The sequence below is a fragment of the Aquabacterium sp. genome (assembly GCF_035476535.1).
Taxonomy (GTDB): domain Bacteria; phylum Pseudomonadota; class Gammaproteobacteria; order Burkholderiales; family Burkholderiaceae_C; genus Pseudaquabacterium.
In genome coordinates, this window is sequence record NZ_DATILJ010000299.1 from 35,141 (window position 1) to 57,989 (window position 22,849).

At 67.7% G+C, this 22,849-nt stretch carries 20 protein-coding genes; 15 read left to right on the top strand and 5 right to left on the bottom strand.

The genetic code is table 11. The features are described from left to right. Positions 1-10 precede the first annotated feature (10 nt). The 3 genes from mrdA to VLK61_RS28905 are packed head-to-tail and all read left to right on the top strand — an operon-like array spanning position 11 to position 4,216. Positions 11-2,089, top strand: coding sequence for a penicillin-binding protein 2 (mrdA, locus tag VLK61_RS28895; protein ID WP_325426599.1), 2,079 nt, complete (start codon positions 11-13; stop codon positions 2,087-2,089). Between the two features lie 58 nt (positions 2,090-2,147). Beyond that, on the top strand, positions 2,148-3,302 hold the full coding sequence (gene rodA, locus VLK61_RS28900; RefSeq protein ID WP_325426601.1) for a rod shape-determining protein RodA: 1,155 nt from the start codon (positions 2,148-2,150) through the stop codon (positions 3,300-3,302). Positions 3,303-3,304: 2 nt separating this feature from the next. Beyond that, entirely contained in the window at positions 3,305-4,216 is a 912-nt protein-coding gene (locus VLK61_RS28905) for an NAD(P)-dependent oxidoreductase (RefSeq protein ID WP_325426603.1), read from the top strand. Here VLK61_RS28905 and VLK61_RS28910 read toward each other — a convergent pair. Both VLK61_RS28910 and VLK61_RS28915 read right to left on the bottom strand, forming a co-directional pair. Further along, positions 4,183-5,676 (bottom strand): sensor histidine kinase, encoded by a 1,494-nt coding sequence (locus VLK61_RS28910; protein WP_325426605.1) that lies wholly within the window; start codon positions 5,674-5,676, stop codon positions 4,183-4,185. The genes VLK61_RS28905 and VLK61_RS28910 overlap by 34 nt on opposite strands. Positions 5,677-5,788: 112 nt before the next feature. Next, positions 5,789-6,460 carry a response regulator transcription factor gene (locus VLK61_RS28915; RefSeq protein WP_325426607.1) on the bottom strand — a complete coding sequence of 224 codons (672 nt, stop codon included), beginning with the start codon at positions 6,458-6,460 and terminating at the stop codon, positions 5,789-5,791. A 172-nt stretch (positions 6,461-6,632) separates the two neighbouring features. Here VLK61_RS28915 and recA point away from each other — a divergent pair, with 172 nt between their 5' ends. The 12 genes from recA to VLK61_RS28975 all read left to right on the top strand — a co-directional run bounded on the left by recA (position 6,633) and on the right by VLK61_RS28975 (position 18,435). After that, positions 6,633-7,673, top strand: coding sequence for a recombinase RecA (recA, locus tag VLK61_RS28920; RefSeq protein ID WP_325426609.1), 1,041 nt, complete (start codon positions 6,633-6,635; stop codon positions 7,671-7,673). Positions 7,674-7,712: 39 nt separating this feature from the next. Beyond that, positions 7,713-8,222, top strand: coding sequence for a regulatory protein RecX (locus VLK61_RS28925; protein WP_325426611.1), 510 nt, complete (start codon positions 7,713-7,715; stop codon positions 8,220-8,222). Between the two features lie 171 nt (positions 8,223-8,393). After that, complete coding sequence (sucC, locus tag VLK61_RS28930) at positions 8,394-9,554, top strand: ADP-forming succinate--CoA ligase subunit beta (RefSeq protein ID WP_325426613.1); 1,161 nt, start codon at positions 8,394-8,396, stop codon at positions 9,552-9,554. Positions 9,555-9,563: 9 nt separating this feature from the next. Then, positions 9,564-10,457 (top strand): succinate--CoA ligase subunit alpha, encoded by an 894-nt coding sequence (gene sucD, locus VLK61_RS28935; protein ID WP_325426615.1) that lies wholly within the window; start codon positions 9,564-9,566, stop codon positions 10,455-10,457. 137 nt (positions 10,458-10,594) lie between these two features. Beyond that, on the top strand, positions 10,595-11,302 hold the full coding sequence (locus VLK61_RS28940) for a TerC family protein (protein WP_325426617.1): 708 nt from the start codon (positions 10,595-10,597) through the stop codon (positions 11,300-11,302). 148 nt (positions 11,303-11,450) lie between these two features. Then, positions 11,451-12,302 carry a serine/threonine-protein kinase gene (locus VLK61_RS28945; RefSeq protein ID WP_325426619.1) on the top strand — a complete coding sequence of 284 codons (852 nt, stop codon included), beginning with the start codon at positions 11,451-11,453 and terminating at the stop codon, positions 12,300-12,302. A gap of 102 nt (positions 12,303-12,404) precedes the next feature. Next, positions 12,405-13,190 (top strand): Stp1/IreP family PP2C-type Ser/Thr phosphatase, encoded by a 786-nt coding sequence (locus VLK61_RS28950; protein WP_325426621.1) that lies wholly within the window; start codon positions 12,405-12,407, stop codon positions 13,188-13,190. 72 nt (positions 13,191-13,262) lie between these two features. Continuing rightward, complete coding sequence (locus VLK61_RS28955; RefSeq protein WP_325426623.1) at positions 13,263-13,955, top strand: FHA domain-containing protein; 693 nt, start codon at positions 13,263-13,265, stop codon at positions 13,953-13,955. Positions 13,956-14,301: 346 nt separating this feature from the next. Continuing rightward, positions 14,302-15,090, top strand: coding sequence for a 3',5'-cyclic-nucleotide phosphodiesterase (locus tag VLK61_RS28960; RefSeq protein ID WP_325426628.1), 789 nt, complete (start codon positions 14,302-14,304; stop codon positions 15,088-15,090). Positions 15,091-15,275: 185 nt separating this feature from the next. Then, complete coding sequence (locus VLK61_RS28965; protein WP_325426630.1) at positions 15,276-15,713, top strand: pilin; 438 nt, start codon at positions 15,276-15,278, stop codon at positions 15,711-15,713. Between the two features lie 138 nt (positions 15,714-15,851). After that, positions 15,852-16,625 (top strand): TfpX/TfpZ family type IV pilin accessory protein, encoded by a 774-nt coding sequence (tfpZ, locus tag VLK61_RS28970; protein WP_325426632.1) that lies wholly within the window; start codon positions 15,852-15,854, stop codon positions 16,623-16,625. 58 nt (positions 16,626-16,683) lie between these two features. Beyond that, positions 16,684-18,435 (top strand): PglL family O-oligosaccharyltransferase, encoded by a 1,752-nt coding sequence (locus tag VLK61_RS28975; protein WP_325426634.1) that lies wholly within the window; start codon positions 16,684-16,686, stop codon positions 18,433-18,435. Between the two features lie 67 nt (positions 18,436-18,502). On the opposite strand, the gene VLK61_RS28980 is transcribed toward VLK61_RS28975, so the two are convergent. From VLK61_RS28980 to moaC, 3 genes are read right to left on the bottom strand one after another with little or no spacing between them, the layout of a single operon-like run. Then, a complete protein-coding gene (locus VLK61_RS28980; RefSeq protein ID WP_325426635.1) occupies positions 18,503-19,591 on the bottom strand; it encodes an SWIM zinc finger family protein in 1,089 nt (362 codons plus the stop codon). Positions 19,592-19,625: 34 nt separating this feature from the next. Continuing rightward, the gene (locus VLK61_RS28985) at positions 19,626-22,388 is read right to left on the bottom strand and encodes a DEAD/DEAH box helicase (RefSeq protein ID WP_325426637.1); all 2,763 of its coding nucleotides are present in this window, start codon (positions 22,386-22,388) and stop codon (positions 19,626-19,628) included. A 4-nt stretch (positions 22,389-22,392) separates the two neighbouring features. Continuing rightward, positions 22,393-22,848 (bottom strand): cyclic pyranopterin monophosphate synthase MoaC, encoded by a 456-nt coding sequence (moaC, locus tag VLK61_RS28990; protein WP_325426639.1) that lies wholly within the window; start codon positions 22,846-22,848, stop codon positions 22,393-22,395. Position 22,849 lies beyond the last annotated feature (1 nt).

Consider the following 22,849-nt stretch of genomic DNA (forward strand, 5'->3'; position numbering starts at 1 on the left):
GCGGATGATCATGACGGAGCTCAAGAACCTCGAACGCGAGCTCAGGCGCTTCCGCGGCCGGCTGCTGGCTGCCGCGCTGTTCGTGCTGCTGGCCTTCGGCCTGCTGGCGTCGCGGCTGGTGTGGCTGCAGGTCTACCGCCACGACGACCTGGCCCTGCAGGCCGAGGCCAACCGCATCACGGTCGTGCCCATCGTGCCGAACCGCGGCCTGATCGTCGACCGCAACGGCCTGGTGCTGGCCACCAACTACTCGGCCTATACGCTGGAGATCACGCCGTCCAAGGTGGAAGCCGATCTCGAGCCGATGATCGACGCGCTGGGCCAGGTGCTGGACATCCAGCCACGCGACCGCCGCCGCTTCAAGCGGCTGATGGACGAGAGCAAGAGCTTCGAATCGCTGCCGATCCGCACCAAGCTGAGCGATGAAGAAGTGGCGCGCTTCATGGCCCAGCGCTTCCGCTTCCCGGGCGTCGACGTGCGCGCGAGGCTGTTCCGCAACTATCCCGCCGGCGAATCGGCCAGCCACCTGCTGGGCTACATCGGCCGCATCAACACCGCCGAAAAGCAGGCGATGGACGAGTGGGACGAAGACGCCCAGGCCAACTACAAGGGCACGGACTACATCGGCAAGCTCGGGCTGGAGCAGAGCTACGAACGGGAACTGCATGGCGTGACCGGCTTCGAGGAAGTCGAGACCAGCGCCGGCGGCCGCGCAGTGCGGCGCCTGCGCAGCCATGCCGCGACACCGGGCAACACGCTGGTGCTGTCGGTGGACATGCGGCTGCAGCAGCTGGTCGAGCAGCTCTATGGCGAGCGGCGCGGCGCGCTGGTGGCCATCGACCCGCGCACGGGCGAGGTGCTCAGCTTCGTCAGCAAGCCGACCTTCGACCCGAACCTGTTCGTCGACGGCATCGATGTCGACAGCTGGCGCGAGCTGAACGAATCGATCGACAAGCCGCTGCTGAACCGGGCCTTGCGCGGCACCTACCCGCCGGGCTCGACCTACAAGCCCTTCATGGCGCTGGTCGGCTTGGCCACCGGCAAGCGCACGCCGCAACAGGCCATCTCCGACCCCGGCTACTTCTGGTTCGGCAACCACAAGTTCCGCGACGACAAGGAGGGCGGGCACGGCATGGTCGACATGTACCGCTCGATCGTGCACAGCTGCGACACCTACTACTACCTGCTGGCCAACGACCTGGGCGTGGACGTGATGGCGCAACAGCTGGCGCCCTTCGGCTTCGGGCAGATCACCGGCATCGACCTGGAAGGCGAAGTACGCGGCATCCTGCCCTCCACCGCGTGGAAGAAACGCGCCTACCGCAAGCCCGAGCAGCAGCGCTGGTATGCCGGCGAGACCATCTCGCTGGGCATCGGCCAGGGCTACAACAGCTTCACGATCCTGCAGATGGCGCAGGCCATGGCCACGCTGGCCGCCGGCGGCCAGCGTCACAAGCCGCACCTGGTGAAGGAGGTGCTGGACGTGGTTTCGGGCCAGAAGCGGCCGGTGGCGGCGCAGCCGCTGGAGCCGGTGGTGATCCAGCCCGATCACCTGGCGGTGGTCCACCATGCGCTGGTGGGGGTCAATATCGAAGGCACCTCTGCGACGGCATTCCGTGGTGCCGGCTATGTCGCGGCCGGCAAGACCGGCACGGCGCAGGTCGTCGGCATCAAGCAGAACGAGAAGTACAACGCCTCGAAGATGGCCGAGCACCTGCGCGACCACGCGCTGTACGTGGCCTATGCGCCGGCGGAGAACCCGCGCATCGCCGTGGCGCTGGTGGTCGAGAACGCCGGCTTCGGCGCGCAATCGGCCGCGCCCATCGTGCGCCGCGTGTTCGACTACTGGCTGCAGGGCCTGTACCCCACCGACGACGACATCGCCGCGGTGCAGCAGGGCCAGGCGCCAGTGCCGGTGAAGCCGCCGGTGCCGGTGTCGCAGCGCCCGCCCGTCGGTCTGGCCGCCATGGCGGCATCGGTGCCCACGGCGGCATCGCCGGCCGTGGCGGTGCCGGTGGCCGCTCCGGCCGTCGCACCGGCCGCGATGCCGGTCATCCTCGGCAGCCCGGCTTCGAGGGCCAGGCCATGAGCCCGAACGGCCGCTCCGAAGGGCGAATCCCGCAGCGCGCAGCGCGGAGGGTAGTCCAGTGAGCGCGATCGTCGAGCAGCCGACCCTGTGGCGCCGCGTGCGGCCGGTGCTCGCCGTGTTCGACGGTGCGATGGCCGGCGGTCTGCTGCTGTTGTGCGCGATCGGCCTGACCATCATGTACTCGGCCGGCTTCGACCATGGCACGCGCTTCGTCGACCATGCGCGCAACATGACGCTGGGCTTCATCGTGATGTTCGTGATGGCCCAGGTGCCGCCGCAGAAACTGATGCGGCTGGCCGTGCCGCTGTATGTCTTCGGCGTGGCGCTGCTGGTGGCCACCGCGCTGTTCGGCGTCACCAAGAAGGGCGCGACGCGCTGGCTCAATGTCGGCATCGTGATCCAGCCCAGCGAGATCCTGAAGCTGGCCATGCCGCTGATGCTGGCCTGGTGGTTCCAGAAGCGCGAAGGCCAGTTGCGCATGCCGGACTTCCTGATCGCCGGGCTGTTGCTGCTGCTGCCGGTAGGCCTGGTGGTCAAGCAGCCGGACCTGGGCACGGCGATCCTGATCCTGTCGGCCGGGCTCTACGTGATCTTCTTCGCCGGGCTGTCGTGGAAGCTCATCGTGCCGGTGCTGCTGGCCGCTGTCGTGGCGCTGGCCGCGATGGTGATCAGCGCCGATCGCATCTGCGAGCCCGATGTGGTCTGGCCGCTGCTGCGCGAGTACCAGAAGCACCGCGTCTGCACCCTGCTGGACCCCAGCACCGATCCGCTGGGCAAGGGCTTCCACATCATCCAGGGCATGATCGCCATCGGCTCCGGCGGCCTCACCGGCAAGGGCTTCATGAACGGCACGCAGACGCACCTGGAGTTCATTCCCGAACGCACCACCGACTTCATCTTCGCGGCCTATGCCGAGGAGTTCGGCCTGCTCGGCGCGGCGCTGCTGATGGTGGCCTTTGCCTTCGTGATCCTGCGCGGGCTGCTGATCGCCTCGCAGGCGCCGACGGTGTTCTCGCGGCTGCTGGCCGGTGCCATCTCCTTGAGCTTCTTTACCTACGCCTTCGTCAACATGGGCATGGTCAGCGGCATCCTGCCGGTGGTCGGCATCCCGTTGCCCTTCATCAGCTACGGCGGCACGGCGATGGTGACGCTGGGGCTGGCGCTGGGCATCCTGATGTCGATCGCGCGCAGCCGCGGCTTGATGCAACGCTGACCATGAGCGACGGCAGCGGCGGCCTCACGCAGCCCAGCGTCGGTGTGATCGGTGTCGGCAACATGGGGCTGGGCATGGCGCTGCGCCTGCTCGACACCGGGCATGCGGTGCGTGTGCACGACCTGCTGCCCGAGCGCGAAGTGCTGGCCGTGCAGGCCGGTGCCTCACGGGCAGCCAGCGCGGCCGCGCTGGCGCAGCACTGCAGCGTCGTCGCGGTGGTGGTGGTGAACGCAGCGCAGGCACACGAGGTCTTGTTCGGCGCCGCCGGTGTCGTGCAGGCGGCGCGGCGGCCGCAGGCCGTGCTGCTGTGCCCGACCATCGCCCCCGCCGATGTCGAGCAGATGGCGTGCGGCTTGGCCGAGCACGGCATCGCCTGCATCGACGCGCCGATGTCCGGCGGCCCGGCACGGGCACGCGACGGCAGCATGAGCCTGATGGTGGGCTGCGAGCAGGCGCTGTTCGAACAACATCGCGTCCTGCTGCAAGCCCTGGGTGCGCAGCTGTTCCATGTCGGCCCGAAGCCTGGCGATGGCGCGCGGACCAAGCTGGTGAACAACCTGCTGGCCGCGGTGAACCTGGCCGGCGCGGCCGAGGCCATCGCGCTGGCGCAGCGCCTGGGGCTGGACGCCGTGAAGACGCTGCAGGTCATCGAGCAGTCCAGCGGCCAGAGCTGGATCGGCAGCGACCGCATGGCGCGCGCGCTGGCCGGCGACCTGGCGCCACGGGCCCACACCACGCTGCTGGCCAAGGATTCGGCGCTGGCCATCGCGATGGCGCAGCAAACCGGCATCGATCCGCAACTCGGCACGCAGGCCGCGGCGATGTTCCGCGCCGCCTGCGAAGCCGGCCATGCCGACGAAGATGATGGCAGCCTGCTGAACTACGTCGCCGGCTGCTGGTCTTCTGTGCGCTGAAGCAGCGTGAAACGCACCGTGATCAGCGCGCCCGGCCCCTGGCCCTGGGCCGATGCGCTGGCCCGCGCCCGCGCGTCGGCGATCGAAATCGTCGCCCGGTGGCGCTGCACGATCTCCTGCACGATGGCCAGGCCCAGGCCGCTGCCGTCGACATCGGTGCCCAACGAGCGGTAGAACGGCCGGAACACCAGTTCACGCTCGGCCTCGACGATGCCGGGGCCGGTGTCTTCGACCTGCAGTACCAGCACCTGCCCGAAGGGATCGTCCATCACCCGCACGGTGACGCTGCCGCCGGCCGGCGTGTACTGCAGCGCGTTGTCGACCAGGTTGCGGATCAGCTCGCGGATCAGCAGCGGCTGGCCGAACAGGCGGCCATGCAGCGCCTGCTTTTCGTCCGGGCCTTCGTAGCCGATGTCGATGCGCTTGTCCAAGGCCTTGGGCACGAAGTCGCGCACCGTCTCGCGCGCCAACCGGGCCAGGTTCACCTCCTGCTCCTGGCGCGCACTCTCCTTGTCCTCGGCCCGCGCCATCGCCAGCAACTGGTTCACCATGTGCGCGGCGCGCTGGCTGGCATGGGCGATGTGCTGCAGCGAGCGTTTCAGCGCCTTCGGGTCCTGCTCGCCGGCGTCGATCTCGCGCTGCGCCAGCTCGGCCTGCATGCGCAGGCCCGCCAGCGGTGTCTTCAGCTGATGCGCCGCGTCGGCCAGGAAGTGCTTCTGCGTGCTCATCGAACGGTCCAGCCGCGCCAGCAGGTCGTTGATCGCGCCGACCAGCGGCGCGACTTCTTCGGGCACGTCGCGCTCCTCCAGCGGGCTCAGGTCATGGCTCTCGCGACGGCGGATGCGCTGCTGCAATTCGCTCAGCGGCTTGATGCCGCGGGCCAGTGCGAACCAGACCAGCAGCACGGCCAGCGGCAGCACGACGAACTGCGGCACGATCACGCCCTTGATGATCTCGGTGGCCAGGCGCGAGCGCTTGTCCAGCGTCTCGGCCACCTGCACCAGCGGCGGCAGTTCGCCGGGCACGCCGGTGGGCGGCAGCCACAGGTAGGCCACGCGCACGGCATCGCTCTGCACGTCGTCGTCGCGGTAGCGCAGCTCCTGGGCCGGTGCCGGTGCTTCGTCGGGCACCGGCAGCGAGCGGTCGCCGGCCACGTACTCGCCGCGGGCACCGAGCACCTGGAAGTACACGTGGTCGGCATCGTCGGCGCGCAGCACTTCGGTCGCCACCTCGGGCAGCCGCAGGCGGATGCGCGATGGCTTGCCTGGCTCGCCGGGCTCCACGACCACCTGTCGCGCGATGGTGCGGGCCATCTCCGCCAGGTCGCGGTCGAAGGGCCGGTTGGCGATGCTCTGCGCCACCAGCCAGGTCAGCGCTACGCTCATTGGCCACAACAACAGCAGCGGTGCGAGCATCCAGTCGAGGATCTCGCCGAACAGCGATCTCTGTTCATGGGCCATGTGGACCCCCGGCCGTCTGGCGGCGCCTTGCAGGCCGCGCCGACCGCCGGCGGTCGGCCCTTCGCCAGGCACCCACAGTCAAGTGTGTCCGACCGGGGTCTCTACGCATGCCTCACGCCTGGATCTTCTCCAGACAGTATCCGAGGCCACGCACGGTGGCAATGCGGATCGGGCCCTGTTCGATCTTCTTGCGCAGACGATGGATGTAGACCTCGATGGCGTTGTTGCTGACCTCTTCGCCCCATTCGCACAGGCGGTCGACCAACTGGTCCTTGCTGACCAGGCGGCCGGCGCGCTGCAGCAGCACTTCGAGCAGGCTCAGTTCACGTGCCGAGAGTTCGATCATCTGGTCGCTGATGTAGGCCACGCGGCCGGTGGCGTCGAAGGTCAGCGGGCCATGCTTGATCAGGCTCGACGCCGTGCCCAGGCCGCGCCGCGTGAGTGCGCGGACGCGGGCTTCGAGTTCCTGCAGCGAGAAGGGCTTGGCCATGTAGTCGTCGGCGCCCAGGTCCAGGCCCTTGACGCGCTGCTCGACGCTGTCGGCCGCGGTGAGAATCAGCACCGGCACCGACGAGCCGCGGCTGCGCAGCTTGCGCAGCACCTCGAAGCCATGCATCTTCGGCAGGCCGAGGTCGAGGATCAGCAGGTCGAACTCATGCGAGGACAGCGCCGCATCGGCTTCACTGCCGCTGCCCACCTGGTCGACCGCATAGCCCGAAGCCCGCAGCGAACGCAGCAATCCATCGGCCAGCACCTGGTCGTCTTCGGCGATCAGAATCCGCATGTCTGTCTCCTGGCGCAGCGCAATGCAGCCTCGAACGGGTGCTGGGGGTGATGCATTCTAGGCAGCCGCCGCATCCCTCCGCTTGATGAATCTCAAGCGCGCCGGGACCGTGAAGCAACTGTACAAACATCCAGCTTTCATCTTATAGTTCGCCCACCCCGAGGAGAGCCCCATGGATGCACCCGTCAAAGCGCTGAACACCGAAAAAGCCAAGGCCCTGCAGGCCGCCCTGTCACAGATTGAAAAGCAGTTCGGCAAAGGCTCGATCATGCGCCTGGGTGATGGCGAGGTGGTCGAAGCCATCGAGGTCGTCTCCACCGGCTCGCTGGGCCTGGACATCGCGCTGGGTGTCGGCGGCCTGCCCCGCGGCCGGGTGGTCGAAATCTACGGCCCGGAGTCCTCGGGCAAGACCACGCTGACCTTGCAGGTGGTGGCCGAAATGCAGAAGCTCGGCGGCACCTGCGCCTTCATTGATGCCGAACACGCGCTGGACACCGGTTATGCGCAGAAGCTCGGCGTCAACCTGCAGGAACTGCTGATCAGCCAGCCCGACACCGGCGAACAAGCGCTGGAAATCGTCGATGCGCTGGTGCGTTCCGGCTCGGTGGACCTGGTGATCATCGACTCGGTCGCGGCCCTCACGCCCAAGGCCGAACTCGAAGGCGAGATGGGCGATTCACTGCCCGGCCTGCAAGCCCGGCTGATGAGCCAGGCGCTGCGCAAGCTCACCGCCACGGTCAAGAAGACCAACACGATGATCATCTTCATCAACCAGATCCGCATGAAGATCGGCGTGATGTTCGGCAACCCCGAAACCACCACCGGCGGCAACGCGCTGAAGTTCTACTCGTCAGTGCGCCTGGACATCCGCCGCACCGGCAGCATCAAGCGCGGTGAAGAAGTGATCGGCAGCGAAACCAAGGTCAAGGTCGTCAAGAACAAGGTCGCACCGCCGTTCAAGACCGCCGAGTTCGACATCCTCTATGGCGAAGGCACCAGCCGCCATGGCGAGATCATCGACATGGGCGTGGAGGCCAAGATCCTCGACAAGTCCGGCGCCTGGTACGCCTACAACGGCGAGAAGATCGGCCAGGGCAAGGACAACGCACGCGAGTTCCTGCGCGAGAACCCCGACCTGGCGTTCGAGATCGAGAACAAGGTGCGCGCCGCCATGGGCGTGCCGCTGTTGCCGGGCGCGGCGACGGCCGAGTAACTGGCGCCCTAGCGGCTGAAGCACATCAGGTCACGCGGCATGGCGCCCAAGCCGGCGTCGATCAAGGTGCGAGCGCTGCAGTGGCTGGCGCAGCGGGAGCACAGCCGCATCGAGTTGCGCGGCAAGCTGCTGCGCCTGATGCCCGAGGACACCGAACCTGCGGAAGCAGCATCGGAAGTCGATGCGCTGCTCGATTGGCTGTCCACGCACGGCCACCTCTCGCAAGAGCGCTTTGTCGAGAGCCGGGTGAACGCGCGGCAATCGCGCTTCGGCAACCTGCGCATTCAGCGCGAACTGCAGATGCACGGCGCCTCGCTCGATGCATCGGCCAGGCAGGCGCTGCGAGACACCGAACTGGACCGCGCCCGCGAAGTCTGGCGCAAGAAATACGGCGCTATGGCCGGCGGCCAGGTGCCCGCCGATGCCGCCGCCCGCGTGCGGCAGATGCGCTATTTGAGCGGTCGCGGCTTCACGCCCGAGGTGATCCGGCGCGTCGTGAAAGAGGGCGACATGCCGGAAGAATCGTCGAGCCAGGACCCCGACGATTGAGCCGCCGGCGCAAGGGCCTGGGAAGGCCTGCGCAGGTCCTGTCCGCTTTGCCGCAGCGCAACATGCTAAATTGCGAAGGTTTGCTTCCCCCCGCCGGCTGTTCCGGCTCGCCGCCGCATCGGCTTGCTGCCGGGCGGCAGAATTTTTCTGACCCTTCGCAGTGAGCCCCCGATGAAGATCCACGAATACCAAGGCAAAGAAATCTTGCGCCAATTCGGCGTGCCGGTACCGCGGGGCTATCCTGCGTTCACCGTGCAGGAAGCGGTCGAAGCCGCACAAAAGCTCGGCGGCGCCGTCTGGGTCGTCAAGGCCCAGATCCACGCTGGTGGCCGTGGCAAGGGCGGCGGCGTGAAGCTGGCGCGCTCGCTGGACGAGCTCAAGACGCTCGCCGGCCAGATCCTCGGCATGCAGCTGAAGACCCATCAGACCGGCCCCGAAGGCCAGAAGGTGCGCCGCCTGCTGATCGAAGAAGGCGCCGACATCAAGAAGGAGTACTACGTCGCCGCGGTCACCGACCGCGCGACGCAGAAGGTCGCGATGATGGCCAGCAGCGAAGGCGGCATGGACATCGAAGAGGTCGCGCACGCCACCCCCGAGAAGATCATCAAGGTCTTCGTCGAGCCGGCGACCGGCCTCACCGACGCGCAGGCGCTGCAACTGGCCCAGGGCATCGGCGTGCCCGAAGGTTCGCAGGCGCAGACGGTGGACGTGCTGAAGAAGCTGTACCAGACCTACATGGACACCGATTCGTCGCTGGCCGAGATCAACCCGCTGATCCTCGAAGGCGGCGGCGGCATCAAGGCACTGGACGCGAAGTTCAACTTCGACTCGAACGCGCTGTTCCGACACCCCGAGATCGTGGCCTACCGCGACCTCGATGAAGAGGACCCGGCGGAAATCGAGGCCAGCAAGTTCGACCTGGCTTACATCAGCCTGGACGGCAACATCGGCTGCCTGGTCAACGGTGCCGGCCTGGCGATGGCGACGATGGACACCATCAAGCTGTTCGGCGGCGAGCCGGCGAACTTCCTCGATGTCGGTGGCGGCGCCACCGCCGAGAAGGTCACCGAGGCCTTCAAGATCATGCTGAAGAACAGCTCCGTGAAGGGCATCCTGGTCAACATCTTCGGCGGCATCATGAAGTGCGACACCATCGCCGAAGGCGTGATCACGGCCTGCAAGGCGGTGAACCTCAGCGTGCCGCTGGTGGTGCGCATGAAGGGCACCAACGAAGACCTGGGCAAGAAGATGCTCGCTGAATCCGGCCTGCCGATCATCGCAGCCGACACCATGGCCGAGGCGGCCACCAAGATCGTCGCAGCCGTCAAGTAAGGAACCGTCATGAGCATCCTGATCAACAAGGACACCAAGGTCATCACCCAGGGCATCACCGGCAAGACCGGTCAGTTCCACACGCGCGGCTGTGTCGCGTATGCCAATGGCAAGAACTGCTTCGTCGCCGGCGTGAATCCGAAGAAGGCCGGCGAAGATTTCGAAGGCATCCCGATCTACGCCAGCGTGAAGGACGCCAAGTCCAACACCGGCGCCACCGTCAGCGTGATCTATGTGCCGCCCGCCGGCGCCGCAGCCGCGATCTGGGAAGCCGTGGAAGCCGACCTGGACCTAGCGATCTGCATCACCGAAGGCATCCCCGTGCGCGACATGCTGGAAGTGCGCAACAAGATGAAGGCCAAGGAAGCCGCCGGCGGCAAGAAGACCCTGCTGCTAGGCCCCAACTGCCCGGGCCTGATCACGCCGGAAGAAATCAAGATCGGCATCATGCCCGGCCATATTCACCGCAAGGGCCGCATCGGCGTCGTCTCGCGCTCGGGCACGCTGACCTATGAAGCGGTGGCGCAGCTCACCGAGATCGGCCTCGGCCAATCCAGTGCAGTCGGCATCGGTGGCGACCCGATCAATGGGCTGAAGCACATCGATGTGATGCAGCTGTTCAACGACGATCCGGACACCGACGCGGTGATCATGATCGGCGAGATCGGCGGCCCCGATGAAGCCGAAGCGGCGCGCTGGTGCCAAGCCAACATGAAGAAGCCGATCGTCGGCTTCATCGCCGGCGTCACGGCGCCGGCAGGCAAGCGCATGGGCCACGCCGGCGCACTGATCTCAGGCGGTGCCGACACGGCCGATGCCAAGCTGGCGATCATGGAAGAGTGCGGCTTCACCGTCACCCGCAACCCCAGCGAGATGGCCAGGCTGCTGAAGTCCATGCTCTGATCCTTCCCCCCGACCGCGCGGTTCAGCAGGCCACTCACGGTGGCCTGCTGTGTTTCCGGGGCCCGTTATGTAGTTTCCGCAGCAAACAGCGGGCGCCGTCGACCTAAACTCGCTGCGCTCGTTAGAGGGACCGTTCAATGGATCAATTTCTGAGTGCCGAATTCTGGGTTGCCGTTGGCCAGATCATCATGATCGACATCCTGCTCGGCGGCGACAACGCGGTGGTAATCGCGCTGGCCTGCCGGCAGCTGCCCGCCAAGCAGCGCACCCAGGGCATCATCTGGGGCACGGTTGGCGCCATCGTGCTGCGCGTCGTGCTGATCTTCTTTGCCTTGACCCTGCTGAAGATCGCGTTCCTGAAGATCGTCGGCGCGGCGCTGTTGTTGTGGATCGGCGTCAAGCTGCTCGCCCCCGATGAAGAAGGGGATCACGAGATCAAGGCCAGCGACAAGCTGTGGTCCGCGGTTCGCACCGTGATCGTGGCCGACTTCGTGATGAGCCTGGACAACGTCATCGCGATCGCCGGAGCGGCCGAAGGCGCGGGCGGTGACCACAAGATGCCGCTGGTGATCTTCGGCCTGCTGGTCAGCATCCCGATCATCGTCTGGGGCAGCCAGTTCGTGATCAAGCTGATGGACCGCTTCCCGGTCGTCATCACGCTCGGCGGCATGCTGCTGGGATGGATTGCCGGCACGATGGCGGTGTCGGATCCGGCGCTGGGCAGCACCATCCCGCAGGCGGCCGGTGCGGCGCCGGCGGCTTGGCACTACTCGGCCGGCATCGCCGGCGCACTGCTGGTGCTGGCCATCGGCTGGGCTGTGAAGAAACGTCGCACCGCCGCGTAGTTTCCCGCGATCGCCGCGCCACGCGCGGGATGTGATAGCTTGCGGTGGATCCACCCACCCCGGCCCTCGCCCGATGCATCCTGCCGCAACGCCTTTGTGGCGCCGTTTGTGGCACCGTTGGTGGCGACGCAGCGCTGCGTCGCCACCCGTGGCGTCGGCGCCTGAACTGCGCTTCGGTCCTTACCTGGCCAGCGCGGTGTTGGGGCAGGGCGCATCCGGGCCGGTGTTCCTGGCGCAGGCCGGTGCGCAGCAGGTCGCGATCAAGACGCTGACCCTGGCCGCCACACTGCCTGCGGCAGAACAGGCCGACCAGCGGCAGCGCTTCCTGCGCCAGGCCGAAGTGCTGCGCAGCCTGTCGCACCCGGACATCGTGGCGGTGCTCGACGGCGGCGAGCGCAACGGCGAGCCCTGGATCGCGATGGAGCTGGCGCCCGGCACCGACCTGTCGCGCTACACCCGCCCACAACGCTTGCTGCCCGAACCGCTGGTGCTGCGCTTCGGCGCACGCATCGCACGGGCACTGGCGCATGCCCATGGCCATGGCGTCGTGCACCGCGACTTGAAGCCCGCCAACGTGCGCATCGATCTGGCCACCGACCGCTTGAAGCTCGTCGACTTCGGCGTCGCACGCCTGCAGGATGCTGCGGTCACCCGCACCGGCGTGACGCTGGGCACGCCTGCCTACATGGCGCCCGAGCAGCTGACCGGCGAGCCGGCCGATGCACGCACCGACACCTACGCGCTCGGCGTGATGCTTTATGAACTGCTGACCGGCCGGCTGCCGTTCCCGGCCACCACCCTGGGCGAACTGCTGCGTGCCGTGGCCGCGGGTGACCCCGCGCCGCTGCGGCATTGGCGGCCCGAGCTGCCCGCCGGCCTGGACGCGCTGATCGCCCAGATCCTGCAGCGCGCGCCCGGCCTGCGCCCGCAGAATCTGCTCGCGCTGGCGACGGAGTTGGAGCGCTGGGCCCTTGCACTGCAGGATTCTTCGCATGCGTGATCTCCCCCACGGCTGGGGTCGATCCCCAGCACGAAGCGGCTGCGCAACAAGGCACAATCAGTTGCCACCCTTCCGAACCTTGCCACCGAGCCCTCACGCCGCATGAGCTTCGAGTTCTTCCACGCCGTGGACACGGGCCGCGCGCGCTCGAACAACGAAGACTCAGTGGCAGTCGATGACGCCAATGCGCTGGCCGTGCTCGCCGACGGCATGGGCGGCTACAACGCCGGTGAGGTGGCCAGCAACATGGCCACCTCGTTCATCAAGAGCGAACTCGGCCGTTGGCTGCACGAAGCCGGCGGCAAGGCCAACGATGCCGAAGTGCGCCGCGCGATGGACATCTGTGTCGACAACGCCAACCGCGCGATCTTCAACGCCGCCAACGCCAACCCGCAATACGCCGGCATGGGCACCACACTGGTGGTGGCGGTGTTCCGCGAAGGCCAGCTGCGCCTGGGCCATGTCGGCGATTCACGCGCCTACCGCTGGCGCAGCGGCCAGCTGGTGCAGATCACCCGCGATCATTCACTGCTGCAGGAGCAGATCGACGCCGGCCTGATCACGCCCGAACAGGCGGCGTTCTCGGCCAACAAGAACCTGGTGACACGCGCGGTCGGTGTCGAGGACACCGTGCTGCTGGAAACCCACGTGCACGACGTGCAGCCCGGCGACCTGTACCTGATGTGTTCCGACGGCCTGTCGGACATGCTCGACAACGCGACGCTGGCGCAGCTGTTGCAGATGCACGACGCGTTACCTCTTGCGGGGCAGGCGCTGATCGATGCCGCCAATGATGCAGGCGGAAAGGATAATATTGCGCTGGTTCTTGTGCGCGTGGCAGGCAACCCGGTTTCCGCGAACAAACCCTGGTGGCGTTTCGGACGCTAGCGACCCGGCGTAAAAAAGCACAGACCAAGCTCCGGACTGGGGGATGGTCCGACAGACAAGATAAGGGCAAGCATGGGCAAACTGGTGGTGTCGCTCGATGGTGTGGTCATCAAGGAAGTCCAGATCACCAAGGACAAGACCACCCTTGGCCGTCGACCCTACAACGACATCGTCATCGACAACCTCGCCGTCAGCGGCGAGCATGCCGTGCTGCAGATGGTGGGCCAGGATGTCTTCATCGAAGACCTGAACAGCACCAACGGCACCTACATCAATGGCAAGGCCATCAAGAAGCAGTTGCTGGCGCACAACGACACGGTCGAGATCGGCAAGTACAAGATCAAGTACCTGGTCGAAGACAGCGGCGACTACGAAAAGACCATGATCATGCGGCCCGGCGCCGCGGCTCCGACGCATCACGCGCCCGCGCCGCATGCACCGTTCAATGCGACCGCCACCACGCCGCGGCCGATGCCGATGGCGGGCGCCACCCCGGTCAGCACACTGCCGGCCTCGATCAAGGTGCTCAGCGGCGCGGCCGCCGGCCGCGAGGTCACACTGACCAAGGTGGTCACCACCGTCGGCAAACCCGGCGTGCAGGTGGCCTCGATCACCAAGCGGCCCGGTGGCTATGTCATTGCCCACGTGGAAGGGCTGGTGCGTCCCAGCGTGAACGGCATGCCCTTGGCCGGCGACATCGCGCCGCTGAAGAACGGCGACCTGATCGAGTTGGCCGGCACGCAGATGCAGTTCATCCAGTTCTAGAACTGGCGCCCTGGCTGCCCTGAGGGGCTGACCAAACCCGACCGGGAAGCCCGGATCGGGTTTGGCCTTTCGACTGACGCTGCGCGGCCTGTCCCTTTCCGGGGACAAATTCAGGCCGCGCATGCAGTGGAAAGCGCACAACTTGGTGGTGACACACCGCCATGCGAACCGAACTTGAGCCGGATCAAGTGTGATCTTGTTCACAGTTGACGCGCCCGCTTGCGGTGCGGACCTCGAACATCCAGAGAACTGCGCAAAAGCAAGCTTGCGGCCACGCGGCACTGCGGCCACCATCAGCTTTTGTCCGATGACCGGAGGGTGTTCCCCGCCGGCGCACAAGCGTCTCATGCAAATCCGGGTCCTGGGCTGTTCCGGCTCGATCGCTGCAGGTTGCCGCACAACCGCCTTCCTGCTCGATGACGACGTGCTCATCGACGCCGGCACCGGCGTCGGCGACCTGGCGCTCGAGCAGTTGGAGCGCATCGACCACATCCTGCTGAGCCATTCGCACCTGGACCATGTGCTGGCCGTGCCCTTGCTGGCCGACAGCGTGATGCGCCGGCGCGCCGGCCGCCCGCCTATCCAGGTGCATGCGCTGCCGGCCACGCTGGAGACGCTGCGCACGCACCTGTTCAACGGCGCGCTGTGGCCCGACTTCACCCGCCTGCCCTCCGCCGAGCACCCGGTGCTGGCGCTCAAGCCTTTCGAGCTGGGCGATGTGCTCGCCTTGAGCGATGGCCGACGCATCGAGGTGCTGCCGGCGCTGCACACCGTGCCCGCGGTTGGCTTTGCGGTGCTGCCGCCGGCCGGCTCGGCCCGTGGTGCCTGGGTTTATACCGGCGACACGGCCCCCCACCCGGCACTGTGGCAGCGCCTGCAGAACCTGCCGGTGGCCAGCCTGGTGATCGAGACCGCCTTCCGCAATGAAGAGCAGCAACTGGCGACGATCAGCCGACACATGCACCCTGCTGCATTGGGTCGCGAGTTGGCTCACCTGGCGGCGGGCGTGCAGGTCTACATCACGCACATCAAGCCGGGCGAGCTGGACCCGGTGATGAGCGAGATCGGCGCGCTGGGCGACCGCCACACGATCCATGCCTTGACGGCAGGCCAGGTGATCACTGTCGGTGATTGACAGCGGGTGACGATTTCCGTCACCCGCCAACCGCTTCGGTCGACACAAACTGACAGGCGCCCTCAGCCAAGCGTGAACAATCACCGGCTTTGGCCCCATCCGGCCCGTTTCGAAGCCTGGCACGACCCCTGCAAATAAGGGATACCGAGTCCCCCACCCCACCCCTCACTGTCAGGAGTCTCCCCATGAAGCGCAGCATCCAAAAAGGTTTCACCCTCATCGAACTGATGATCGTCGTCGCGATCATCGGCATCCTGGCCGCGATTGCACTGCCGGCCTACCAGGACTACGTGGCCAAGGCCCAGACCTCGGAGCCGTTCACGCTGATGGAAGGCTCGAAGACGGCGATCGCCGAAGAGTGCCAGACGCTGGGCGCCTGCGCGGGCTTGACGAACGCCCTCTTGTTGCCTGCGGCTACCGGCAAGTATTCCACTGTCGCGACGCCTCTGGCCACGGGTTCGGTCACAGCAACGATGGGCGCCGCCGCACCAGTCGTCACAGCCATCCAGAGCGCCACGTTCACGATGGTCCCCACGCTGAATGCCGGCTCGGTCACCTGGGCCTGCTCTTCCAGCCTGGTGGCCGCCAACGCCAAGTATGTGCCGAAGTCCTGCACGCCCTGATCGTTGATCCAATCCTCGGCGCAATGCGCCGGGTCTGATCGACAACTCGCAAAAACGCCTGGACCTCCAGGCGTTTTGCGTTGCAGTCCCCGCGCCGGCACCGCCATCGCCGCGCACAGCTCGGGCATCATCAGCGACATGGCTTCGTTCGACCTGCATTCGCGCACACGTGCTGCGCTGATTCACTTCAGCGGCAGCGCCGCGGTGGCTGCATTGGCTGCGGCACTCGTCTTCCTGTTGTGGTTCCCCAACCCGTACGAGGCCATGGCCGGCGGGCTGGGCCTGTTCGTGCTGATCATCAGCGTCGACATCGTGATGGGCCCCTTGATCACCTTTGCCGTGTTCAACCGGCGCAAGCCGGTCACCGAATTGCGGCGCGACCTGGCCATCGTGGTACTGATGCAGTTGGCGGCCCTGGCCTATGGCCTGCACACGATGTACCTGGCCCGCCCGGTGGCCCTGGCGCTGGAAGAAGACCGGTTTCGCGTGGTGCCGGCCGTCGATGTGGTCCACGAGGAGTTGCCGCTGGCGCCTGCCCCGTTGCAGTCACTGTCGCTGACCGGTCCGCGCCTGCTGCGCACAACTATGCCCACGGATCCGGCCGCAAAGTTCGAAGCCCTCAAGCGCGCCATCACGGGCAATGACCTCGGCACACGCCCGAAGTACTGGCAGCCTTGGGACGACATCGCCCGCCAGGAGGTTCGAACCAACGCCAAGCCGCTGGCCCAAGTGCCGGAACAAGGTCCGCAGTACCACTCCCAGGCCGTGCTCGCGGCGGCCGTTGCCAAGACCGGTGCACCCGCGGCGCAGGTGCGTTTCCTGCCCTTGCTATCGCGGTACGTGGCCGGCGTCGTGCTGGTCGATGCCCAAACCGGCAATGTCCTGGGTTTCGCCATCTTCGGGCCTGCCTGAGCCGCAGCTTCAGCCGCCCGGCTGCGGGCCACGCAGGGCGGCTCCCTAGAATCGGCGGATGCATCGCACCCCCACGACGGGCAGCGGGATGATCGCCGCTGCGCCTGGCCGGCTGATGGCTGCCCTGCTGGCCGGTACCCTACCGCCGCTGCTGGCCTACAACCTGCCACCTTCGCCGACGCTGCTGAACCAGTGTCTGGCCGTCGCCCTGTGGGGTGGTTTTGTCATCGCCCTGATGCCCGGCGGGCTGCCGCTGCGCGGCCGCGCCCTCTTCGCCGCCATTGCAGTAATGGCCGCCGCCGTGCTCTGGTCCGGCACCGCGGGCGCGCTGCCCTCGGCCTTGACGCTGTCCGCGCTGGCCCTTCTGGCCGGCGCCGCGGCCCTGGCCTGGGCCGGCAGCGACGCCGCACGCCGGCCTGATGCCCCCGCCATCTTCGGCTGCTTCGCCGCTGGCCTGGCGGCAGCCGGGCTGCTGAGCGCGGGGGTCGCATTGGTGCAGGTGTTCGCGCCGGACTGGACCGACGGCAACGTCATCGCGCACTCGGGCCTGGTCGGCCGCGCGGTGGGCAACCTGCGCCAGCCGAATCATCTGTGCAGCCTGCTGCTGTGGGGCGTGGTCGGCGCGATCGGCCTGTTCGAGCTAAGGGGGCTGGGCCGCGCGGCGACGATCGCGCTGGTCGTGCTGCTGGTGTTCGCGGTCGAGCTCAGCGCCTCGCGCACCGGTGCGCTGGGCCTGGTGCTGCTGGCCTTGTGGGGCCTGCTGGACCGTCGGCTGTCCGGCACGGCGCGCGTGCTGCTGATCGCCACGCCGCTGATCTATGGCCTGTCGTATGGCGCGATGGCCTTGTATGGCCAGTGGAGCCACCAGGCCATCGGCGCCGAGGCACGCATCGCCGCGGGCGAAGCCACCGGCATCGACAGCCCGAACTCCCGCCCACGCATCTGGGCCAATGCGCTGTCGCTGATCGCTCAGCAGCCGTGGTTCGGCGTCGGCTTCGGCGAGTTCAACCTGGCCTGGTCGCTGACGCCGTTTCCGGGCCGGCCGACCGCCTTCTTCGACCACACGCACACACTGCCCTTGCAGCTGGCCGTCGAGCTTGGTGTGCCGCTGGCCGCGCTGGTGCTCGGCCTGATGGTGTTCGCGCTGTGGCAGGCCTGGCAGCGCAGCCAGCGCGCCGATGGCGATGCCGGCGTTGCCGCGCGCTCGGCCTGGATGCTGGTGCTGCTGACCGGCTTGCACAGCCTGTTCGAGTACCCGCTGTGGTACGCCTACTTCCTGTTGCCGGTGGCCTTTGCCTGGGGCTTTGCGCTCGGCGCGCCGAGCGGTGAAGCCGCCAGCGCCGCGCGGCCCAAGGCCACCGCCTGGCCAGGCACCGTGGTGGGAGGCCTGCTGGTGCTGGGCGGCGCCCTGGCGATGCTCGACTACATGCGCGTGGTGGCGATCTACGCGCCGGGCACCAACGCCGGGCCGCTGCAGGCCCGCATCGGCAGTGGCCAGCACAGCGTGCTGTTTGCCCACCATGCCGACTACGCCGCAGCCACCAGCGCCGACCCCTTGCCCGGCAGCCTGCTGGCCTTTCGCCGCGCGCCGCACTACCTGATGGACACCCGGCTGATGCTGGCCTGGACCCGCCACCTGGCCGCCAACGGCCAGCTCGACCGCGCCCGAGCGCTGGCCGCGCGGCTGCGTGAGTTCCGCAATGCCGACAGCGACGAGTTCTTCGCGCCCTGCCAGGCCGGCGACACCCAGGCCTTCCAATGCCAGCCGCCGCAGGCGCCGCATGGCTGGCGGGAGTTCACGGCAGAGTGATGCGCCTGGCCAATTCGGCCGGAGCGTCTGCTCGACGCAAGCTGAGGTGATCGGCGGAAGGAAAGACCTACGGCAACCCGACCGCCCAACGCGTGGCGACATAGGCGCGGATGCGCGCTTCCGTTTGCGCGCTGGTCCGGTACACGCCCCGCTGCTCGGTGCGCAGCAAGACGCCTGATGCGATCCAGCCGGGGATCATGTGCCGGGCCACCCCGCGCGCGATCAAGTCGGCCGCGGTCACCGTCTTGCCGCGCGGCTGACCCGACGGCGCAAGCGGCTGGGTCTTCGCCGTCGCGCCTGACAGCGCCGGACGCAATGCCGGCCCTGGCGCCGGCTGCAGCTCAACAGCCTGGGCTTCCCGCGCGCGCCGGGAAGGCGGCTTCTGCCGGGCCGGTGCCGCGTCGGGCGGCGCCGGCGGGTTCGCTGCGGCAAGCCCATCGTCCACCAGATCGATGCCGAACAAGGCCGACAGATCGGTGCCATCCAGCGCTTCACGCGCGTCGGCCGACGCCAGTGCCGGCAGCTGGCCGACCTGTCGCGTCAACGCCAGTGGGTCGACATGGCGCAGCTGGAACAGCAGTGCCGGCTCCTTGTCCAGGCGATTGCCCACGCCGTACAGCACCGCCGCGACATGCTTGCACATCGATGCCGAGTCCGGGCAGCTGCAGCTCAGGCTGATGTGCTGGGGCAGCGGGAACAAGCCTTCACCGCGCCGGGTTACCGTCTCCATCACCGCGCTGGACAAGCGGCCCTGCAGCAATTCGATCAGCGAGGCCACCTGGCCTGAACAGGTCCGGACGATCGCCTCCCAATGTGGCGCCGGCAGGGCTTGCACGCCGATCTCGACGCGGTACACCGCCGAACCGGACACCAGCGCCTGCACACGGCCGGTCTCGATGCACAGGTCGATCACCGAGCCGTTGCGCACGTAAGTCCGACCCCGCGGCAGCCGGTTCGCGTAGTCGCTGTAGGACTCCAGGTTGTCGCACCAGGCCTTGCCCCAGAAGCTCTTGGCGATGGTGCGGCCTTCGATCGCCACCGACTGGCATTCGTGCCCCTTCTTCTTCAGCGCCGCCGCCTTCTGCTGGGCTTGCTGCCGCCGCTGCGCCACCGGAACGTAAGGCGCCCAGCCGTCGTAGTAGTCGTTTCGCGCCATCGCCTGCCCTCCTGTTTGCGCACCCCGCCTGGCCTCAAGCGGCCTTGCCCTCGTCCATCGCACTGCCGATATCGAGTGCGACCAGACGCAGCAAGTCGTCGTTGCTCAGCTCCGTCAACAAGGCCTCGCCACCACCCTCGATGATCTGCTTAGACAGGCCCAGCTTGGCCTCGACCAGTGCATCGATTCTCTCCTCCACCGTGCCGCGGCAGACAAATTTGTGCACCAGCACGTTCTTCTTCTGCCCGATGCGATAGGCGCGGTCGGTGGCTTGGTTCTCCACGGCCGGGTTCCACCAGCGGTCGAAATGCACGACATGCGATGCGGCGGTGAGGTTCAAGCCGGTGCCACCGGCTTTGAGTGATAGCACGAAGAACGGTGGCCCCTGCTCGCGCTGGAACGCCTCGACCAGCGCCGCGCGGGCCTTCACCGCTGTGCCGCCGTGAAGCACCAGGCCGGCACGCCCGAAAACGCCCTGCAGAAAGGCCGACAAGGGCCCGGTCACTTCCTGGAACTGCGTGAACACCAGCAGTTTCTCCTGGCGTGCGGCGACCGCTTCGGCCAACTCGCGCAGCCGCGCGAACTTGCCGCTGTCCGGCGGCGCGTAGCGGCCGTCGCCCAGCCATTGCGACGGATGGTTGCAGATCTGCTTGAAGCGCATCAGGAAGGCCAGCACCACGCCGCGCCGTGCCATGCCGTCCAGCGTTGCGATCTGCTCGGCGAGCGCGTCCACCGATTGCTGGTACAGGCTTGCCTGCACCTTGCTCAGCGCGCAGTAGGCCTTGAGCTCGGCCTTGTCGGGCAGGTCGGCGATGACCCGCTTGTCGCTCTTCAGGCGCCGCAGGATGTAGGGCTGCACCAGGCGGCGCAGCGGCGCGTAGTCGGCATGCTCATTGGCCGCCAGCCGTCGCACGAAGCCGTTGAAGGTGGCGGCCGAACCCAGCAGGCCCGGGCAGATGAAATCGAACAGCGACCACAGGTCGCCGAGCCGGTTCTCCACCGGTGTGCCGGTCAGCGCGAAGCGCACGCGGCTCTTCAGCGCCTTGATCTTGCGCGTCTGCTGCGCGCCGGGGTTCTTGATCGCCTGCGCTTCGTCCAGCACGAGCAGCGACCAGCGCTGCTGCGCCAGCCAGGCCAGTCGCGAGACGCTGCCGTAACTGGTCACGACAACATCGACATCGGCCAGCCGCTGCGCAGGCAATGCCGCCAGCTCCTTGGCCGGCATCGCTGAGGCATGCGCGATCAGCAGGCGCAGCTGCGGTGCGAAGCGCGCGGCCTCGGCCTGCCAGTTGGCGATCAGCGAGGCAGGCACGACCAGCAGGTGCGGCCCTGCGTCGCCTTCACGCTTGGCCAGCGAGAGCAGGCCCAGCACCTGCACCGTCTTGCCCAGGCCCATGTCGTCGGCCAGACAGCCGCCCAGCCCCAGGCGATGCAGCCACCACAGCCAGTGCACGCCGCTGCGCTGGTAGGGCCGCAGGTGTGCCTTCAGTTCGGGCTGCGGATCGGACGCTGCCGACTCGCCCGGCTCACGCATCTGCGCCAGCGTATTGCGCAACCAGTCACCGGCCACGACGCTCGACCACTCGGCGGTGGTCTCGGCCAGTGTGGCATCGGCACCCGCTTCGAGGCTGGCGCCCGCCAGCAGGCGCATGCCCTCGAGAAACGACACACCGTCGTCCGCGGCCGAGCGCTGCACTTCTTTCCAATGCGCCAGCACGGCGTCGAGCTTGTCGCGGTCGAGTTCGACCCAGCGGCCCTTCAGGCGCACCAGGCCCTCGCCGGCGGTCGCCAACTGCTGCCACTCCTCGGCCGTCAGCACCTCACCATCGAGCGTGAGCTGCACATCGAAATCCAGCATCGTGTCGAGCCCCAGGCCCGCCGCTTGCTGACCGAGGTTCACCCGCACTTGCGGGCGCGGCGGGTGGCGGGGCTGCCACCAGTCCGGAATGCGCACGACCAACCCGCTGGCTTCGAACGCCGGCACGTTGCGCAGGAACCGGTGAGCCTCGGCCGGCGACCAGGCTTGCGGCTGGAACACCGTGCCCGCATCGACCATCGCCTGCAGCCAGGGGCTCTGCCCGGCCGCCTTGTGCACCGGCAGCAGCAGCTTCAACATCCCGGCGCGGTCCTGGGCGTCCGCATACTGGCGCAGCGCCCGACCCAAGGGCACATGCTGGACACGCGCATCCCGCGAGACATGGCTCGCGCAGGTGGCGAGAAAAGCAAACGGCGCCTGCTCGTTGCCCTTGTTCTCCGCCAGGTGAAAACAGACCCGGCCGACCAGGCTCCAGCTGGGGTGCTGGCTCTGCAGCCAGGCGCTCACGTCGCCCCCTTGGGCGGCGATCTGCTCGCGCGCTGCCGGCAGCAGTTCGCCCCACCAGGCTTCGAGCACGCCAGTGGCCAGGTACTCCGCACCGATCATCGGCGGCGCGGCGGCGGCCAGTTGCGCCAGTTCGGCGCGCGGGGCGTTGACATCGACGCTGGCCCAGTCGTCGGTCAATGTCGTCACTGCCGTCAGGCGGGTCATGAACAGGTGCGCCAGTTCGCGGCCGAAGGCCAGCGAAGACGGCAGTGCGGTGTCCAGTTCCACCGCGCCCAATTGCAGCAGGCCATGGGCACTGCCGCGCTGGAAGGCCTGCCGGATGCGCGCGGCAGCGGCGCTGGTCGGCACAGCCCCCGAGGCGCCGGCCGCGTCGTGCTCGTATTCGTGTTCGTGCTCGAGACTGAGCCGACCGCTCGGCGAGATGCTCAGCTCAAGCGCCAAACCCGCCGGATCGGCCCGGGACACCCGCGTCACGGCATCAAACGGGAGGGCCGCTGTCGGCCGGCGCCACCCAATGCCCCGACTTGCCGCCCACCTTCTCGAGCAAGCGGATGTCACCCATCACCATGCCGCGGTCGGCCGCTTTGCACATGTCGTAGATCGTCAGCAGGCCCACCTGCACGGCGGTTAGCGCCTCCATTTCGACGCCGGTGCGGCCGACGGTTTCGGCCTGCACGGTGCAATGCACCGCAGGGCCGGCTTCGTCCAGCGCGAAGTCGACTGCCACGCGCGTCAGCGGCAGCGGGTGGCACAGCGGGATCAATTCAGACGTGCGCTTGGCCGCCTGGATCGCCGCAATGCGCGCGATGCCGATCACGTCGCCCTTCTTGGCCTGGCCTTGCGCGATCAGCGCCAGCGTGGCCGGCAGCATGCGGATGCTGCCGATGGCCCGCGCCATGCGGTGCGTGTCCGGCTTGGCCGCCACGTCCACCATG